Source organism: Pseudoalteromonas sp. TAP-3C, assembly GCF_059888565.1.
Genome location: NZ_JCBFEM010000002.1, coordinates 600,657 through 620,879, shown reverse-complemented (window position 1 = coordinate 620,879; position 20,223 = coordinate 600,657). Strand labels below are relative to the sequence as shown.

The window sequence follows — 20,223 nt, the reverse complement described above, 5'->3', positions numbered from 1 at the left end:
AATGAAATTTGCAGTGCTATTTTGTGAAAAATGATTAGAATAATAACCAAATTAACGAACATATTTAGCATTATGATAACTCCCCAAGACGAAAAACTGCTGTCAGTATTAAAAATGAACGCCCGTGCTAGCATTTCTGACTTGGCAAGGCATTTAAATTTATCTCGTTCAACGGTGCAAAGCCGTATGCTTAAGTTAGAGCAAAGTGGGGTCATTAAAGGCTATAGCGTTGACTTTGGTGATGACTTTTTAAATAGCTTAGTCTCGGCGCATGTATCAATAAAAGTGAAACAAAAGCTTGCCACTAAAACCAATATTGAATTAAAGCAAATTGATGCTATTTCTCAGTTGTATGCGATTAGCGGCGAATTTGACTTAATCGCGATTGTACAAGCGCAAAACTTAGAAAAGTTGAGTCATTTGCTTGATGACATAGGTAACTTAGATGGGGTAGAGCGCACGCGTTCATCGGTTATTTTAGAAACCAAATTTAAGCGTTAATTTAAGCTAACGACTTAGTTTCGTTGCACTTTAACTTTTGTAACTTGGTTTAGATTTATAAAATACACGTTACCGCCAATGCCTTTAAACTCTTCATCGGTAAAAGCGATGGTATTATCATCATAAAAAGTAATGGCTTCTTTTTGGGTGACAATACCAAGGTCAATTTTAAAAACGTCGCCTGAAAAAAACTTATCCCCTTTAAAGTTTTCAAATAGCCAAATACTGGTTGAATCTAATAATGCGAGTTTTTTTCTATTAGGACTGAGCGCCGCTGAGGTGATCCAACATAGCTTTTCCAAGGTGGTGCAAGTTTTAAATGAATCTATCAGTTGTGCATCAAAGTTCGCTGCATAATCACCTACCTTATAAACATTAGTAATACCATCAAATGGCTCAGTGCGATTTTTAGTGAATAAATATAAATGTCGACCCAGCGCCACAAAAGCCTCTAAATCATAATTGCGTTGATCAGGTTGTATAGGGCTGCCATCTAATTCTGGGTAAGTGAACTTAATTATTTCAGCTTCAGTGGCATTGGTTTTTATATCAATGGGGTTTTCTATTTTATAAATTGTCAGCCACTTACGAAGATTATTATTGTTACCAAAGTCACCTAAAAAGAAATGACCGAATTTATTTTGAGTCATATCTTCCCAATCAATATTTTTTGCATTGGTCACCAAAATTTCTTTAGCGATAGACCCGTCGTTATTTAATCGATATAGCTTAGGTTCATCACCACTGTCATTTATTGCCCAAAGCCGTTTATATTTATCGAATTCGATGCCAGAAATTTCTTTTAATTTAGGGTCTACAGAAACTATTTTTTTACTGTATAGTGTATAAATTGAGCTAGTAACAACCGCTGTGATAGTGATAAAAACGAGTGCTAAGAGAATAAGAATACTTTTTTTCAACATAGTCTTTGAATGTTTATCGTATTTGCAAAGTAATTGCGTATTATCGCTGATGGTGTTGCTAAGCTAAAGGATTTTATAGTTTTTATGTAGTAATAAAAAAATAAATAGCGCACTGTCATAATGCGTAAACAACGTGTTGATTAACTTTAAAGCTGTTTTTTATGTGAATGAATGGATTCCACATCGCCTTTTAAGCTGTTTGGCCTGTGGCAAAGATGAATAACCCTTTTGGTTTAGTTGGAGCCTATTATGTTGAATAAACGTTTTTTTAAAACAAAAAATGAAGCAGAAGTAACGTTTGAGTTTTCCCACCCTGATGCCGATGACGTTTGCTTGTTAGGTGAATTTAATAATTGGCAACCTGTGCCAATGAAGCACAATAAAAAACGGGGTGTTTTTAAGTGTAAGCAGCGTTTGCCTGTCGATAAGGAATTTCATTTTCGTTATTTGATCAACGGTCAGCTATGGGATAACGATCATAATGCAGATGGATATATCGCCAATAACTTTGGTTCAGAAAATAGCATAGTAAATACACAACGTATTAATTAAGGTTAGTGAATGGATGCATTATCGCAGTTACTTTATTTGCATGGAATAGGGTATGAGTACACAAGCTATACGGGGGAGCACGTTGTTTTTAGCGAGCAGACCCGCAATCGTGCGTTGCAATGTTGTAATATTGATACCACAGATGCTGCATTAATCAAAACATTGAATACTAAGCTCGATGCTGGCACTTGGTTAACGCTAGTACCCGCGATCAGCTTAGTTGAGCAGCCAAACAATGTACTCAAGGTACGCCTTAAACAAAGCGATCTTCACAACAGCATAAACCTTGAAGTAGCGGAGCTAAGTATAGCGTTGCAGTTTGATCAACCAGCATATTGTGATGTACTTGGCGAGTATTATATTGATGGCTTGCGTTATATTGAAATTGCGCTTTCGTTGCCATTGTTGCCCACAGGCTATTACGATGCTGTTGTGAGTATGGGCGAGCAAGTAGTTCATACCCAAATTTGGTCCGTGCCTGAGCAAGCTTATCAAATAAGTAATACTAAACGCTTTGGTTTATCAATTCAGCTGTATACTTTAAGAAATAAAGCGGGATTTGGAATAGGCGATTTTAATGACTTATATGAGTTAGCAACACTTTGCGCTCAGCAAAATATGGATTACATTTTACTTAACCCCTTACATTTATTGTTTGCTGATAATGCGCAACGTGCTAGCCCATATAGCCCTAATAACCGTGCATTATTAAACCCGATTTATATAGCGATTAACTTATCTCAAGAGCGTCTCAATAATAGCGCGCTTGCTGATTTTATGCGCACGCAATCGACAAAAATACACGATGTGGATAGTGTCGAGTTTATTGATTATGAGCAGGTAACGAAGCATAAATACACAGCGTTTAAATTACTTTTTGAACACTTTTTGCAGCACGGCAGTGCTGCCCGAAAACATGAGTTTTCTGTGTTTTGTAAACAGCATGCGGATGTCCTGGCGATGTTAGCGAGTGATAACACGCCATTTGAATGCTATTTACAATGGCAAGCTCATAGCCAGTTACTAATGTGCCAACAGCAGTGTATAGCGCAAGGAATGGCGATAGGGTTAATTAATGATCTCGCTGTAGGGTGTAGCAGTGAAGGCAGCGAGTATGCATTTCAAGACGCCTTGTTTAGTCAATATGCCAGTGTGGGTGCGCCGCCAGATCCATGGGCTCAAAATGGTCAAGACTGGGGGTTGCCCGCTATAAATCCACTGCGCTTGGCAGACAATAACTATCACTTTTATCGTTCTCTTATTCGTGCCAACATGCAAACAGTGGGAGGCCTTCGTATTGATCATGTTATGGCAATACGGCGATTATGGTGGTGCTTTATTAACGACAATCAGCAAGATGGTTGTTACGTTTATTATCCATTTGAACACTTGTTGGCAATTTTAAAAATAGAATCACAGCTTAATAAAACCGTAGTCATAGGTGAAGATTTAGGGGTTGTGCCACCTGAGGTAAAAGAAGCGTTAGCCAGTAGTGGTATATTTTCAAACAGCTTATTTTATTTCGAAAAACAATCAAATGATGAATTTATTGACCGAGATGCTCTCGCCGAGCATTGCTTGCTGATGATTGCTAATCACGATGTGCCGCCATTTTTTGGCTGGTGGCAACATGATGACTTAATGATTAAACAGCATTATGGATTGATTGATGAGAGTCAATATCAGCAGCTAGTTTTGCAACGCCTCGAAGAAAAACAAAAACTGCTTCGTTTTATTAAAGGCTCGAGTTTTGATGTTGAATTGTTAATTAGTAGCGAGGCCGTTGATGTTTATAGTGCATTGGCTTTATGTTTAGCAAACTCTCCATCACGCTTATTTGCATTACAGATTGATGATTTAGATCAGCAAAAATACCCTGTGAATATTCCCGGTACTGATAAGGAATATCCAAATTGGCGACGTGTACTTACTCATACCAGTGATACTGTTTTTACCAATAATGCCAGCCTTTTGGCAGCTATTAGCTCAATAAGGAATGCTTAAATGAATCATGCTGAGAAAAGTAGAGCACCACACTTAGCTGACTATGACACGCAAGTAAAGGCATTAAATGCTGGGCGATTCAAAGACCCCTTTAGTTTTTTAGGTGCGCATCAAACCGACAGTGGGATAGAAATTCGAGTTTATTTACCTGCTGCACTTAGCTTATCCGTGCAAGTTAATGATCGTATATTTAATGCACTTCGCTATAAACAAAGCGATTTATTTATTGTTAAGTTACCAAGCATGCCTAGCAGCGTTTACCAATGTCATGCTAGCTATGAAAACAGTCATGTTACATTTTACGATGAATATGGTTTTAATAGTACGCTTGATAAAGAAGCGATGTACTTATTTAATGAAGGCAGCCTTGAGCACGCGCACACACACTTAGGCGCCCACTTTAGTACGCAGCAAGGTATTGATGGTGTTCGTTTTTGTGTTTGGGCCCCTAATGCTGCTAGCGTATCCGTTATTGGTGAATTTAATTTTTGGCAGGCTAATCGTCATTTTATGCGATTTCATCCGGCCTGTGGTGTCTGGGAATTATTTATACCGGGTCTTAGCGCAGACATGTGTTATAAATACTCCATCATTACGCTTAGTGGCGAAGTGCTCGAAAAAGCCGACCCTTTTGCATTTAAAATGCAGCAAGCGCCCGGCACTGCCAGTATATTGCAGTACAAACCAGCGGCTATAACGCTCACTGAGCAAGCCGTTGTAAATCGGCAAAAACGTAACCATATTGATGCTGCTATTAGTATTTATGAAGTTCATTTAGGCTCATGGCAGCGCGGTGAGCACAACCGTTACTTAAGTTATACTGAACTTGCTGATAAGCTTGTTAGTTACGTTATTGAAATGGGATTTACTCACCTACAACTTATGCCCATAAGTGAATACCCGTTTGATGGCTCATGGGGCTATCAACCCGTTGGGCTGTTTGCACCGACTAGCCGCTTTGGTGATTACAACAGCTTTAAATACTTAGTCGAGCAATGTCATAGCGCCAACATAGGCATATTACTTGATTGGGTACCTGGGCACTTTCCGAGCGATCCGCATGGCTTACATCGCTTTGATGGCACTCATTTATATGAACATGCAGATATGCGTCAAGGATTTCATCCTGATTGGAATACCTATATTTATAATTACGACCGCCCTGAGGTAAAAAGTTTCTTAATATCTAATGCTATGTATTGGCTTAGCCAATTTGGTGTAGATGGTTTGCGCGTGGATGCGGTGGCGTCAATGCTTTACCTTGATTACAGTCGCAAAGAAGGGCAATGGGTTGCTAATTGTTATGGTGGTCGAGAAAACTTAGGGGCAATAGAGTGCCTAAAACAAGTAAATATCCGCAGTTATAAAAATAATCCTGGCATTATGATGATTGCAGAGGAGTCAACGGCTTGGCCTGGGGTTACCCAAAGTGTTGAGCACAATGGTTTAGGCTTTGGTTATAAATGGAATATGGGGTGGATGAACGACAGTTTGCATTATATGCAGCAGGATCCGTTATTTAGAAAATACCATCACCATAAAATGACATTCTCCATGGTATATGCATTTAGTGAAAATTATATTTTGCCACTTAGTCATGACGAAGTGGTACACGGTAAGGGATCGTTACTCAATAAAATGCCCGGTGATGATTGGCAACAGTTTGCCAATTTGCGAGCTTATTACGCTTTTATGTGGGCTCATCCGGGTAAAAAATTATTATTTATGGGATCTGAGTTCGCTCAACGTAAAGAGTGGGATCATGACCATTCTCTTGATTGGCATTTACTTGAACACCAAAGCCATCAGGGTATTCAGCAAAGTATTAAACGACTCAACCATGTATATAAATCCCATCCTGCGTTATATGAACTTGATACCTGTGCCACAGGGTTTTCATGGATAGATAACAATAACGACGAGCAAAGTATCTTAAGCTTTATTCGTTACGCAAAAAATGCTCAAGATTTTATGGTTATTTTGGCAAACTTTACCCCTGTGGGCTATCAAAACTATCGTATAGGGGTACCCAGCGAAGGAAAATATAAAGTGGTGTTAAACACTGATGATCGTCAGTTTTATGGATCTGGTTATTCAATTGCCAATGACAAGGCGCAGTTAATAGCAGCAACACCTCACGCTAGTCATGGTTATAAGCAGAGTATTAATATAGCTATTGGCGGATTAACGACACTGTATATTCAAAAGGTGAGTCATGAGTAATTGCTTTGAGGTTACTCATGGGGCGCCTTTACCTTTGGGTTCTAGTGCGCAAAATGGGGGCGTTAATTTTTCACTTTATGCCCCTAAAGCAAGTCAAGCGTATGTGTGTTTATTTGATAAAAGTGGTCACACAGAAATTTTAAAAATAGCCATGAATATCAATGAAGGTGGTGTGTGGAGTGTGCATGTTTCACCACTTAACGTGGGTGCATTATATGGCTTTAGAGTCGATGGTGAATACAATCCAGAAAAAGGCCTTTTTTTCAATGAAAATAAACTGTTAATTGACCCTTATGGAAAAGACCTATTTAGTGAGTTTACTTGGAGTGAACGTCATTACGGACAAATGCCCATTGGCATAAAAAGTAACGTAAATAACGCTATTGATATGCCTAAATCTAAAGTCACTGCAACGGTTGCATATACGAATACAAAACCGCAGCATACGTGGACAAATACCATTATTTATGAGTGCCATGTCAAAGGAGCTACCTGTAGTCACCCCAAAATCCCCAAAGCGTTACAAGGTAAATTTTTAGGTTTAAGCCACCCGAACTTTATCGAACATTTAAAAAGTCTTGGGGTAACAGCGGTTGAGCTTTTGCCTGTGCAAGCGTTTATTAGTGAACAGTTTTTAGTTACTAAAGGTTTACAAAACTATTGGGGGTACAACACGCTTAACTTTTTTACGCCTCATAAAGACTATTTAGTAAATGACGACATAACTGAATTTAAACAAATGGTAAGCGAGTTACACCGCGCCGATATCGAAGTTATTTTAGATGTTGTTTATAACCATACCGCAGAGGGGGGCTGTGATGGGCCTATTTTATCTTTGCGTGGGCTCGACAACCTTACTTATTATCGTACTATTAACGGTCAGCCAAATGTTTACATTAACGATACAGGTTGTGGTAATACCTTAAATATTGATCACCCAAAAACGTTACAGCTGGTTTTAGACAGCTTACGTTATTGGGTGGAAGTGATGGGGGTAGATGGTTTTCGATTTGATTTGGCCACTATTTTAGCGCGTTCAAGTACAGGCTTTAGTTCTTCGCATACTTTTTTACAAGCAATAGCCCAAGATCCTATTCTTAATAAAGTAAAGCTCATTAGCGAGCCTTGGGATATAGGCCCTGGAGGCTATCAGCTAGGCGCTTTTCCATCCCCTTGGCGAGAATGGAATGATCAGTATCGTGATGTTATCAAGCGTTTTTGGCAAGGAGAACAAGGAATTATAAGTGTTGTGGCTAAACGTTTACACGGCTCATTTGATATTTTTGAACACAGTGAACGGGGACCATTAAATAGCATAAACTTTATTACCAGTCATGATGGATTTACATTAGCCGATTTAGTCAGTTACGAGCATAAACACAATCAGGCCAATGGTGAAAACAACCAAGATGGGCACAGCGCTAATTATTCGTTTAACTGTGGCGTAGAGGGATTTACTAGCGATGCTGAAATAGTAAGCTTGCGCCTACAGCAACAAAAAAACTTTTTACTTACCTTATTGCTTTCCAAAGGCGTGCCCATGATTGCCTCCGGCAGTGAAATGGCACACTCGCAAGGCGGTAATAATAATGCTTATTGTCAAAATAATCGCACAAGTTGGCTTGCATGGAAAGACTCACAATTTAATCACTCTTTGATTCAATTTATTGATGATGTTTTAAAAATTAGACGTGCGCATAGTGCGTTTAAACACAGTGTATTTTTAAATGATATTGATGAGCGCTTTACCGTTAAATGGTTCACCGAAAACGGTAAAAAAATGGATGAAGCACACTGGCATGAAGATACACGACAATTTTTAATGTACAGCTTGTTAGACAAACAGAGTAAACATGCTCTTCTTATTATCCTTAATTCTAGTAAAGCGTTGGTAGTGTGTGAATTACCAAAATCACCCTTCGATGCGCCCTGGGAACTGGTTTTATCAAGTGTAAACAATGCTTCTTCTTTTGTTAAAGAAGGTGCTAATGTGGATATAACAGCACAAAGTAGCTGGGTTTTTAGTGCCAACTTAGAAGGCGATGATTATGACTAAACAAGATGAGCAAATGTGTGTAGTAAAAGGCTGGCAAGCAGGCCCTGTAATAGATGAAAGTACCTTAAATGACGATTTGACTCGGCATTTTTATTACACTTTAGGCCGTGATGTGGTGGGTAAATCGCACCTTTATTTATATCATGCGCTGGCACTGACAATCAGAGACCGATTAGTGGCACGTTGTCGCGAAACCAATCAACAAATAAAACAACAAAAACGCCGTAAAACAGCTTATTTATCGCTGGAGTTTTTAATGGGACGTGCCTTAGGCAATGCGGTTTTAAATCTTGATTTAGAGTCGCAAGTGTCTTTAGCTTTACAAGCCTACTGCACTGAGCTGGAAAGTGTTCAACAAGCCGAACATGATGCCGGTTTAGGAAATGGCGGGTTAGGGCGTTTAGCGGCTTGCTTTTTAGATAGCTGTGCCAGTTTAGCGCTGCCAGTGGTCGGTTACGGTATTCGCTATGAATATGGCATGTTTAATCAGTCGATAAAAGAGGGGAATCAGATTGAGCAACCGGATAATTGGTTGCGAGAGGGACACCCCTGGGAGCTAAGTGCACCAGAGCAAGCTAAGCGGATTAAATTTTCTGGTTATGTACAAGCCTACACGGATAAATATGGCCGTGAGCATCGTCAATGGGTAAGCTCGCAAGACGTATTGGCAGTACCCTATGACGTTCCCATTCCGGGCTACAAAAATAATGTTGTTAATACCTTAAGGCTATGGAAATCCGAGGCGACAGATGAGTTTAATTTAGCCGAATTTAACGCCGGAAGTTATTCAGAAGCGGTTGCACAAAAAAACCTTGCTGAGCAAATCACCATGGTGTTGTACCCCAATGACAGCAGTGAAAATGGCAAAGAATTGCGATTACGCCAACAATATTTTTTATCATCGGCAAGTATTCAAGATGTACTTGAACAATGGATTGAGCAAAACGGCAAAAATTTTACAGAGTTCGCTCAATATCATGTATTTCAGTTAAATGATACACACCCAAGCATAGCGGTTGCTGAGCTGATGCGTATTTTAATTGACGATTATGAACTGGATTGGGATAACGCCTGGCGTATTACGACTAAAACTATGGCTTATACAAATCATACTTTACTGCCCGAGGCTCTTGAGAAGTGGTCGGTGTCGTTATTTGCTAAATTACTACCGCGTATTTTAGAGATTATTTATGAAATTAATGCTCGTTTTTTAGCTGAGGTAGCGATGCAGTGGCCGGGAGATGTACAAAAACAGCGCGACTTATCATTAATTGAAGAGGGTTCAGAGCCACAAATACGCATGGCTTTTTTAGCCATTGTCGGTAGCTACTCAGTCAACGGCGTGGCAGCACTGCATACACAGTTATTGACGGCCGGTTTGTTTAAAGATTTTTACGCGCTGTGGCCTGATAAATTTAACAATAAAACTAATGGCGTTACTCCGCGGCGTTGGCTTGCCTATTGTAATCGAAGTTTAAGTCATATAATTAGTGAAAAAATAGGCAAGGGTTGGATAGGTGATTTTTCACAAATTGCTCAGTTACGGCGTTACTTTGACGATTCACAGTTTCACGTCAAATGGCAACAAGCAAAACAGCAAAACAAACAACGATTAGTCGATTTAGTTAAGCAAGCATGTGGCGTAGAATTTGATGTAAATATGATGTTTGATGTGCAAGTAAAACGCATACATGAATATAAACGCCAGTTACTTAACGTGTTACATGTTATTCATTTGTATGAGCGCATTCGCCGGGGTGACACACAAGGCTTGGCTCCACGCTGTGTTTTATTCGGTGGAAAAGCCGCGCCAGGTTATTACATGGCAAAGAAAATAATTAAACTCATTAATAACGTTGCTGAAGTAATTAATAAAGACCCACAGGTATCCCCCTTTTTAAGGGTCGCTTTTTTGCCTAATTATAATGTGTCCGCAATGGAAACTATTTGCCCGGCGACGGATTTATCTGAGCAGATATCGACGGCTGGTAAAGAAGCATCTGGCACCGGAAATATGAAGTTTATGATGAACGGTGCCTTGACCATTGGTACTTTAGATGGCGCAAACATAGAGATACGTGATGCTGTTGGTGCTGATAATTTTTTCTTGTTCGGCGCACAGGCGCAGCAGATTGAAGAAATAAAAGCACAGTACAATCCAAAAGAAGTCATTGCTAACAATTCAGATTTGAATAATGTGATGCACCTTCTTGAAAGTGGTCATTTTAATTTATGCGAGCCATGCTTATTTGATGATGTTATTAATGCAATTAAAAGTAACAATGATCCATGGCTAACCGCGCACGACTTTGTCAGCTACATTGCTGCACAGCGCGAAGTGGATAAAGCCTATGCAGATCAAACCTATTGGACGCAAATGAGTATTTTAAATACTGCTGCCAGCGGCTTATTTTCAAGTGACAGAACGATCAGCCAATATTGTGAAGATATTTGGCATTTAGAGCCATCAAACACTATACAGCAAAGTTAACCCCAAACACTGACATAATCGCACAGACTAAACGGAGAGAGTAATATGCCCAGTTATGCAAATCGTTATATAAGTAATTTAACCAGAGAGACCTATGCATTAATATTAGCAGGCGGACGCGGTTCTCGTTTACATGAGCTGACAGACTGGCGTGCAAAACCCGCCGTGTATTTTGGCGGTAAGCATCGTATTATTGACTTTCCCTTGTCTAATTGTATTAACTCTGGTGTTAGGCGTGTAGGAATTGCAACACAATATAAATCCCATTCACTCATTCGCCATGTGAATCGAGCCTGGGGGCATTTTAAAAAGGAATTAGGCGAGTCGGTTGAAATTTTACCTGCATCACAACGTCATGGTGATGAATGGTATTGCGGCACTGCCGATGCGGTATTTCAAAATATGGACATAATTCGCCATGAGCTACCTAAATATGTAATGATTTTATCAGGTGACCATGTTTATCGGATGGATTACGGTGGTTTGCTAGCAAAGCATGTGGAAAACGGCGCAGACATGACCGTGTGTTGTTTAGAAGTGCCCGTTGAAGAGGCGGCGGAAACCTTTGGCGTAATGACCGTTGATCACGATAACCGAGTACGTCGATTTGATGAAAAACCCCGTGAGCCAAGTTCTGTTCCGGGTAAGCCTGGCACGTGCCTAGCCTCAATGGGAAATTACGTGTTTAATACTGAGTTTTTATTTGAACAATTGCAAAGAGACTCGCAAACAGAAGGCTCAGGTCGTGATTTTGGCCATGATATTATCCCTGCAATTATCGAAGAGCATAATGTGTTTGCTTACCCATTTAGAGATCCCGCGCAGCCAGGACAGCCTTATTGGCGCGATGTAGGTACATTAGACTCCTTTTGGGAAGCAAACATGGAACTTGTAATGCCTGAGCCTCAATTGGATTTATACGATCCAACTTGGCCTATTTGGACTTATCAAGAGCAGCTACCACCGGCAAAATTTATTTTTGATGATGATGATCGCCGCGGCATGGCCGTTGATTCAACGGTATCAGGAGGATGTATTATTTCAGGCTCTTTAGTTAGAAAGTCATTACTGTTTTCTAATGTGCATATTCGCTCATTTTGTACCATTGAAGAGTCCGTTATTTTACCTGGCGCTGTGGTTAATCGAGGCTGTAAAATTAAGCGGGCCATTATCGACAGAAGTTGTGTCATACCGCCAGGATTAGAAATTGGCATTGATCGTCAAACAGATGAAGCGAATGGTTTTAGAGTATCTAAAAAAGGAATTGTCCTGGTTACTCGAGATATGCTGATGAGATTAAAAGAAAAATAATTGGTTTAAAAATAATAAACACAAAATAAGAGTATATTAATGCATGTTTTAATGGTTGCTGCAGAAAATGACGCCTTAGCAAATGCTAAAGTAGGCGGTGTTGCAGATGTTATTCGCGATGCACCAAGAGCACTCGCTGTACAGGGGGTAACTGTGGATGTGGTTATTCCAGATTATGGATTTGAACTAGGTGAACGTCATTTTATTGGTGAAATAACGGTTGCGTTTAATTCAGCGCCTTATGTTTTATCTTTATTTGAGATACCGCAAGCGCAAACGGGTGTTAAACAAATAGTAATAAGTCATCCGTTATTGAGTCAATCACAGAGTATTTATTGCAACGACAGTGGTAATAGACCCTTTGCCACTGATGCCACCAAATTTGCACTGTTTAATGCTGCGGTTTGTGAAGCACTTAAACAAGGTAAATTAAAGCAACCAACTATTTTACACTTACACGATTGGCATAGCGCGTGTGTGGCGGTGTTACTTAAATTTGATCCTCGTTATGGTGAACTCAAAAAATTACGCTTAGTGTACACAGTGCATAATCTTGCTTTGCAGGGTATTCGTCCGTTTAAAGGGGATGAATCGAGCTTAGAGGCATGGTTCCCTTCATTAAATTACGACGGACAACGATTATGTGATCCTCGTTATCCACATTGTTTTAATCCTATGCGCAGCGCCATTAATTTAGCCGATAAGGTACATGTAGTTTCACCCAGTTATAGCCAAGAAGTGCAAATAGCAAGTGATGAAGCACATGGCTTTTTTGGTGGTGAAGGGCTTGAGAAAGATTTACAGCAGGCGAGTCAACAGGGCAAGTTGATTGGCATACTTAATGGTTGCGATTACACGCTACAAAAACACACCAACATAACCAATAGTCAGCTTTTTGCGCAAATTGAGGCAACATTATTTAGCTGGATGGCAAAAGGTGAACAATTACAAACCAGCCATTATATAGCCCATCAACGTGTTTTACAGTTTATGGCGCAAAACACTAAAGGGCCGTTAGTCACCAGTGTCGGTCGCTTAACAGAACAAAAAGTATTGTTACTTTGCCAGCGACACAATGAGAAACTGACCATCGATGGCGTTTGTCAGATTATAAACCAGTTTAATGGTCGCTTAATTATTATAGGCTCTGGCGATACAAAGCTTGAGCAGTTGTTTACTAGTGCCATGGCGCGTAATAATAACTTATTATTTTTAAAAGGTTATGGTCAAGATATTGGCGATTCTATGTATCAATTGGGGGATTTGTTTTTAATGCCTAGTTCGTTCGAACCCTGTGGTATTAGCCAAATGTTAGCGATGCGCGCAGGCCAACCTTGTTTAGTACACAGTGTCGGGGGTTTAAAAGATACTGTGGAGCACAATGTTAACGGGTTTTGTTTTAATGGCCAAACTTTAACAGAGCAAAGTGATGCCTTACTAAATAGCTTAAAAGAAACATTAACGATTATGCAAAAGAAACCAGACCAATGGCAGAAAATACGCGCATGTGCCAAAAAAACACGATTTAGCTGGTCACATAGTGTACTGCAATACATGGCACAATTGTACAAGTAGGTTACAAAAAAATTATAAAGTTCAGTGACATCCGTTTCTATTTACGCTTTAATTACTTAGTCTGGTAGAAAAAATTAAAAGTAGGTAATGTGTCTGTATTTGTAGCAAGACAAGCAATACTAAATCGTAATCAACATGTAGTAGCATACGAATTACTGTTTCGCGATAGTCCCGAAAATTGTTTTCCTGGTGTGTCTGATGGTAAGGCAACCGCAAGACTGATTATGCAAAATCAGCTGAACTTAGGCACTCGTCATATTACGTCGGGTAAAAAAGCACTGATAAATATTGGTCCAGAGTCGCTAAAACTCGATTTATGCGATTTTTTACCCTGCAAAGATGTGGTCATTGAATTACTTGAAACTATTGAGCCCACTGACGATACTTATGAATTATGCCGTAAGCTGTTTCATAAAAATTATAAATTGGCGCTTGATGATTTTATTTACAAACCGCAGTGGGAACGCTTTTTAAAACTGGTTAATTTGATAAAATTTGATATTCGTTTAACGCCATTGGCTGACATTCCGCTGGTGGTTAATAAGCTTAAAAAGTATAAAAACATAAAGTTACTGGCTGAAAAAATAGAAACAGATGAAGAATATAAATTAGCTCGAAAAATGGGGTTTGATTATTTTCAAGGTTACTACTTTGCGCGCCCAACAATGATAGAACAAAGAGATATACACTATAATTATGGACTTGTTATAGCAATATACACTGAGGTAATGAAACCAGATCCTGATGTTAAAGTGATCACTGGGTTATTTGAGCTTGATGCCGCATTGGCTTATAAATTATTACGCTTGTTAAATAGTGGTGTGTTTCCACTGCAAAGCCAAATATCGTCATTAAAACAAGCGTTAGTTTACCTAGGGCAAGCGCGTTTAAAAAAGTTTGTTAGCTTAATAGTAACCGCTCACACTGCCCGTGATAAGCCTGTAGAGCTTATGCAGATGTGTGTTATTCGTGCACGTTTTTGTGAGTTAATTGCCACTAAAGTAGCTAAACAGGTTCAAAGTGAAGCATTTTTAACTGGGCTATTTTCACTGCTTGATGCCATTTTAGATCAACCGATGGAATTACTTGTTGGTAAGTTACCTTTTCCAGATGAAATTAAAGCGGCGTTAATGGGTGAAAAAAATGACTTATATTATATTCTTGAAACGGTAAAAGCCTACGAAACGGGAAGTTGGTGGGCACTTGAAAAAGCAGTTTTATTAATAAATTTAGACAGTGCTTTTTTACCAAAATTATATAAACAAGCGGTACGATGGGCCGATAGCTACAAAGATAATATTTAAGGGACTAAGGCCTTGCGCAATTATAATATGGATTTTATCAGAGGCATTGCTGTGCTTGGCCTCGTGTATGTTAATTGCTATTCATTTGCAATTTTTGAACTCAATTACACACCACTTACAACACCTCCAGCAAGTGACAAATTATTACACTCCCTCAGTCTTATATTTTTTGAGGGCCGTTTTCGTACTTTATTTACGTTATTATTTGGTGCCGGTCTTTATATTCAATACCAGTTTCACCGCGCTATTAACCCCTTAAAAAAACGATTATATTGGCTTATTGTGTTTGGCTTAGTGCATGCGTTGTTGTTTTGGGCGGGCGACATTTTATTTTTATATGGGGTGTCGGCATTATTTATATTACGCTATTTAGATAGCACACATATTGAGCTTAAAAAGCATGCTGCCTTTTTTATTTTTATTTCTTTAATTGCCACAGCAATGGTGATGTTAGGGCTTAATGAAGAGCCACTACACAGAAATTCCCCCGAATTTCTTGAAATATATAATAGTTATTATCAAAGTATTGGTGCTCATTTTAGCCAAAATATAACAATGAGCGTTTTTATGTTGCTAACAGTGCCCATTTTATTACTGTGGATAAGTGCTGGGTTTATGCTTATTGGTATTGTTGCTTACAAACACGGCATATTTAGTACAGGCCTCAGTAGAGGGCAACTTATTAAGGTTAGTATTTTAAGTGTAATACTCACTGGTTTACGGTTAATATTAGAGCCATATAATCAAGGTATTGGGTTCGCATTACAAGAGCCCGTTAATGAACTTGCTGCCTTATGTGTTGCGCTACTTTATATTCATGTAATTGTTAAATTATGCAACAACAGCGCTCAGGTAGGCACACTTATTCAGCAAGTAGGGCGTTTAGCTTTTACTTTATACATAAGCCAAACCATTATGCAGTTATTATTATTTAAAGTGCTTTTCCCTCAGTGGGCGCTCAATTTTAATCGCCTCGATTATTGGCTTGTAGTCTTTGGCTTAGTGGTTGTGCAACTTATATTTACGGCTGTATATTGTCGTTATTTTAAGCAAGGTCCACTTGAATACCTGTGGCGTAAATTAGCGCAAATTAACCGCGAAAAAATAGCTCGAGTAGTTTAAACTATGCGCCTTTATATTTAAGAAGATTTGCCAGATGACAGACTTAAAGCGTTTAAATAAATTTATTAGTGAGACGGGATTTTGCTCACGCCGCGAAGCCGATAAATATATTGAGCAAGGTCGTGTTACCGTTAATGGCGAATTACCAGAAATGGGCGTTAAAGTCGCGCAATCTGATGTGGTATTAGTGGACAATAAACCATTAAAAGCCCCACCTAAGCGCGTGTACATTGCTTACAACAAGCCCGTAGGCATTACCTGCACCACAGAGCGTAAAATACAAAGTAATATTGTAAAAGCGGTTAATTATCCTGATCGTATCTTTCCTATCGGGCGTTTAGATAGGCCTTCAGAAGGGTTGATTTTTTTGACCAATGAAGGTGACATTGTTAATAAAATCTTACGTGCCGGCAATAATCACGAAAAAGAATATGTGGTTAGCGTAGATAAACCGTTGAATCGTCAATTTGTAAATAAAATGGCCAACGGTATTCCTATTTTAGATACAGTGACTAAAAAATGTAAAGTGACACAAACTGGCGCACAACAATTTAATATTATTTTGACACAAGGGTTAAACCGTCAAATTCGTCGTATGTGTGAATATTTAGGTTACGAAGTAGTCACATTAAAACGTGTGCGCATCATGAACGTAACCCTCAAAGGTTTGAAGGTAGGGCAATGGCGTCATTTAAGCGATGCTGAAATGGCCGTGATCAACGATTCCATAAGCGATTCAGGTAAAACCGAAGAGCATTCATTGTTTGATAGTCACGAGTATCCTAAGGCGAGTAAAACTAACGCTGATTTTAAAGACCATGGTCCACGTCGTTCAAATAATAACGAGCAACATAAGCAAATTAAAAATAATAGTCGACACACCCCTTATCAGAAACGTTCAACCACCTATGTTGGCAAATCAAATACTATTGCAAACAACAAAGGCAATGGCACGTTAAGCTTAAAAAAGTAAATGACCCTGTTTTGTTTTGGGTCTTTGACCTTTGCAGATAGAAATTTACTCAAATTAGGGGCCGTTTAATCGCGGCTTAAAATAGCAAACGCAGCCTAAGCTGCGTTTTTTAATTTTAACAGCCGTTATGACTGTTTAGGGTAATCAATTCTAAATACCATAGTATATAAAACCGGTACTACAATAAGTGTTAGTATGGTGGCAAAACCTAAACCAAACATAATTGTCACCGCCATCGATTGAAAAAACACATCAAACAGTAACGGGATCATCCCTAATATTGTAGTGATAGCTGCCATGGATACAGGGCGTACACGGCTTACGCCTGAATCAAATACGGCTTGATATGGCGATTTGCCTTCGCTGAGTTCTAAGTTGATTTGATCGACCAGTACAATGCCGTTTTTAATTAACATGCCACTTAAGCTTAATAACCCTAACAAGGCCATAAAGCTAAATGGCGCATTCATCACCAATAAGCCGGCGCTGACACCAATAATTGCCAGTGGTACGGTGGCCCAAATAACCAAAGGTTTTTTCACTGAGTTAAAAAGCAATACGGTTACCGCAAACATTGCTAAATAACCCAGTGGTAAAGAGCCAAAAATGGCTTTTTTGGCTTTGCTTGATGATTCATATTCGCCGCCCCACTGTAACTCATACCCTTTTGGTAATTCAATAGCCTCAACATCAGCGCGAATGCGTGCGAACAATTTAGCAGGTGTTTCATCACCGAGTACATCATGATCGGCCATAACGGTTATTGTGCGTTTACGATCGCGACGCATAATTAAACTGTCTTCCCATTCAACAATAAATTTATCAACTACTTGGGTTACTGGCACAAATACCTTTAAAACCGGGCTATAAATTTGTAAATCGTGAACACTGTCTACATGTAAGCGCTCGCTGGCCGGTGAGCGTGCAATAATAGGTAATAATTGTGTGCCATCACGATAAACGCCCACTTGCTTACCAGACAAACTAGTGAGCAGTACTTGGTCAAGATCAAACTTGGTGATCCCCAAACGGCGTGCTTTTTGCTCGTTAAATTGCGGGCGAATCATTTTTGTGCGCGCACGCCAATCATCTCGAATATTAAAAGCACCCTCATCACTGGCGATAATTTCTTTAGCCTGTGATGAAAGCTGCCTTAAAATAACAGGATCAGGGCCTGAAAACCGTGCTTCTATTTTAGCATCTGTTGATGGGCCAAATTCTATAGGTTTTACTTTTAATTTCGCGGAAAGTGGGTGTTGTTTTGCGTAATCACGGACATTTTGCATTACTTTTGCTACTGCCTCACGATCAGTGACCCTAATAATTAATTGCCCATACGCAGGGTAAGATTTTTCTGGGGCATAGGTTAGCATAAAGCGTGGTGCGCCTTGGCCAACTGTACTAGTGATTTGAGTTACTCGTTCATCTTGTAATAAATATTTTTCGAGCTGTTCAATCCCCTCCAAAGTAGAACGAATATCAGCGCCCTGATCTTGCCAGTAATCAACATAAAACATGGGGGTGTTAGAGGCAGGGAAAAAAGATTGTTTAATTGTGCCAAAACCCACTACTGCGCTGCATAAAAGCACCACCATTAAAAGCAGAGTTGTTTTTCTAAATCGCATTGCGGTGTTTAAAATAGTTTTATAAGTGTTAAAGATAACACCTTGGTAAGGGTCTTGATGCTCTTGTTCGTGTTTTAATTCAGTTTCTTTAAGCATTAAATCAGCAAAAAATGGCGTAAGGGTAATAGCCGTGATCCAGCTCAGCAGTAATGAGATAAACAACACCCAAAATAAGCTACCGGCAAATTCACCACTGGCATCTGAGCTTAAACCTATAGGTGCAAAGGCGGTTATGGCAATAACGGTTGCGCCCAGCAATGGCCACTTAGTTTGATCAACAATATTTGTCGCTGCTTTTAACTTTGTTTGTCCGCGCTTTAAGTTTATTAGGATGCCCTCGGTAACAACAATCGCATTATCAACTAACATTCCTAGTGCAATAATGAGCGCTCCGAGCGATACGCGTTGTAGGTCTATAGCAAAGAGTTTCATAAATATAAAGGTGCCTAATACGGTCAGCAATAAAATACCGCCAATTAATATGCCACTTTTAATACCCATAAAAATAAGTAATACCACAATCACTATTGCAATCGCTTCGACTAAACTAATGATAAAACCTTCTACAGACTGCTCAACTTCTTTAGGCTGGTTATACACAGGGTTAATGTCTATGCCATGTGGGCGCTGGTATTCAAGGGATGCCAAGTGCTCATCTATGTGTTTACCCACATCAACTACATTTACCCCAGACATAAACGAAACACCAATAAGCAGCGCTTGTTGCTGGTTATGATGAATTATATTTGAGGGGATCTCAGCATATTCACGATAAACCGTAGCAACATCGCCTAAATAAATGAGTTCGTTTTCGCCAGGTTTAGAAATGAGTAATGTTTCGAGCTCATTAACGTCTTTAAACTCACCGGTAGGGTGCAAGCGAATAGACTCATCACCCACTCGAATTCGCCCCGCATTAGACACTGTATTTTGTGATTGTAATAAGCTGTAAATATGGCTTGGAGCAATCCCGAGTTGTGCAAGTTTTCGGGTTGATATCTCCACCATCACTTGAGGCTGTTGCTGCCCCGCAATTGTTACTTTGCTCACACCTTTAACGAGCACGAGTTCACGCTTTAGATAATCTACGTAGTCTTTTAATTCATCGTATGAGTAGCCATTGCCAGTAACAGCAAACATTACGCCATACACATCGGCAAAGTCATCAATGATATTACTTGGGTAAACACCGCTTGGCAGGGAGGGGCTAAGATCATTAATTTTACGCCGCATTTCATCCCATATTTGTCTGAGCTCTTGCTTACGATAAGTGCTTTTCATTTCTACGGTAATTTGCGATTTACCATTAGATGAAACAGAGGTGACATAATCAACATAGGGTAGTTGTTGAATGGCATTTTCAATTGGGAATGTTACTTCTTCTTCAACTTGCTGTGGAGATGCACCAGGATAGAGAGTGATCACCATGGCTTTTTTTAAAGTAAATTCAGGGTCTTCAAGCTGGCCTAAATCGAAATAAGAGACACTGCCACCAATTAACAACAACAGTGTAAACATCCAGCTGATTACTTTTTTCTCAATGGATAATTGTGCAAAGCCCAT

13 protein-coding genes are annotated in these 20,223 nt (G+C 39.4%); 11 read left to right on the top strand and 2 right to left on the bottom strand.

Annotation, left to right across the window (positions count from 1 at the left end; genetic code table 11):
* Positions 1-72: 72 nt before the first annotated feature.
* Complete coding sequence (locus tag AC6H44_RS18645; protein WP_500738751.1) at positions 73-501, top strand: Lrp/AsnC family transcriptional regulator; 429 nt, start codon at positions 73-75, stop codon at positions 499-501.
* Positions 502-515: 14 nt separating this feature from the next.
* Here AC6H44_RS18645 and AC6H44_RS18640 read toward each other — a convergent pair whose 3' ends face one another.
* A complete protein-coding gene (locus tag AC6H44_RS18640; RefSeq protein WP_500738749.1) occupies positions 516-1,424 on the bottom strand; it encodes a hypothetical protein in 909 nt (302 codons plus the stop codon).
* Positions 1,425-1,673: 249 nt separating this feature from the next.
* Between AC6H44_RS18640 and AC6H44_RS18635 the strand changes: the two genes are divergently transcribed.
* The 10 genes from AC6H44_RS18635 to rluF all read left to right on the top strand — a co-directional run bounded on the left by AC6H44_RS18635 (position 1,674) and on the right by rluF (position 17,035).
* Complete coding sequence (locus AC6H44_RS18635) at positions 1,674-1,976, top strand: isoamylase early set domain-containing protein (RefSeq protein WP_500738747.1); 303 nt, start codon at positions 1,674-1,676, stop codon at positions 1,974-1,976.
* Positions 1,977-1,985: 9 nt separating this feature from the next.
* On the top strand, positions 1,986-3,980 hold the full coding sequence (gene malQ, locus AC6H44_RS18630; RefSeq protein WP_500738746.1) for a 4-alpha-glucanotransferase: 1,995 nt from the start codon (positions 1,986-1,988) through the stop codon (positions 3,978-3,980).
* Positions 3,981-6,203, top strand: coding sequence for a 1,4-alpha-glucan branching protein GlgB (gene glgB / locus AC6H44_RS18625; protein WP_500738744.1), 2,223 nt, complete (start codon positions 3,981-3,983; stop codon positions 6,201-6,203). It begins immediately after the preceding gene.
* A complete protein-coding gene (gene glgX / locus AC6H44_RS18620) occupies positions 6,196-8,259 on the top strand; it encodes a glycogen debranching protein GlgX (protein ID WP_500738743.1) in 2,064 nt (687 codons plus the stop codon). The genes glgB and glgX overlap by 8 nt, the downstream gene beginning before the upstream one ends.
* Positions 8,252-10,750, top strand: a complete 2,499-nt coding sequence (locus tag AC6H44_RS18615) for a glycogen/starch/alpha-glucan phosphorylase (protein ID WP_500738741.1) — start codon at positions 8,252-8,254, stop codon at positions 10,748-10,750. The genes glgX and AC6H44_RS18615 overlap by 8 nt, the downstream gene beginning before the upstream one ends.
* Before the next feature lie 45 nt (positions 10,751-10,795).
* On the top strand, positions 10,796-12,061 hold the full coding sequence (glgC, locus tag AC6H44_RS18610; protein WP_500738740.1) for a glucose-1-phosphate adenylyltransferase: 1,266 nt from the start codon (positions 10,796-10,798) through the stop codon (positions 12,059-12,061).
* A gap of 39 nt (positions 12,062-12,100) precedes the next feature.
* A complete protein-coding gene (locus tag AC6H44_RS18605) occupies positions 12,101-13,636 on the top strand; it encodes a glycogen synthase (RefSeq protein ID WP_500738739.1) in 1,536 nt (511 codons plus the stop codon).
* An 89-nt stretch (positions 13,637-13,725) separates the two neighbouring features.
* The gene (locus tag AC6H44_RS18600) at positions 13,726-14,940 is read left to right on the top strand and encodes an EAL and HDOD domain-containing protein (protein ID WP_500738737.1); all 1,215 of its coding nucleotides are present in this window, start codon (positions 13,726-13,728) and stop codon (positions 14,938-14,940) included.
* A gap of 12 nt (positions 14,941-14,952) precedes the next feature.
* Entirely contained in the window at positions 14,953-16,062 is a 1,110-nt protein-coding gene (locus AC6H44_RS18595; RefSeq protein ID WP_500738736.1) for a DUF418 domain-containing protein, read from the top strand.
* Positions 16,063-16,096: 34 nt separating this feature from the next.
* On the top strand, positions 16,097-17,035 hold the full coding sequence (gene rluF / locus AC6H44_RS18590) for a 23S rRNA pseudouridine(2604) synthase RluF (protein WP_500738735.1): 939 nt from the start codon (positions 16,097-16,099) through the stop codon (positions 17,033-17,035).
* A 125-nt stretch (positions 17,036-17,160) separates the two neighbouring features.
* Here the strand turns inward: rluF and AC6H44_RS18585 are convergent, their stop codons facing one another.
* Positions 17,161-20,223: an efflux RND transporter permease subunit gene (locus AC6H44_RS18585; RefSeq protein ID WP_500738733.1), complete on the bottom strand. Its 3,063-nt coding sequence runs from the start codon at positions 20,221-20,223 to the stop codon at positions 17,161-17,163.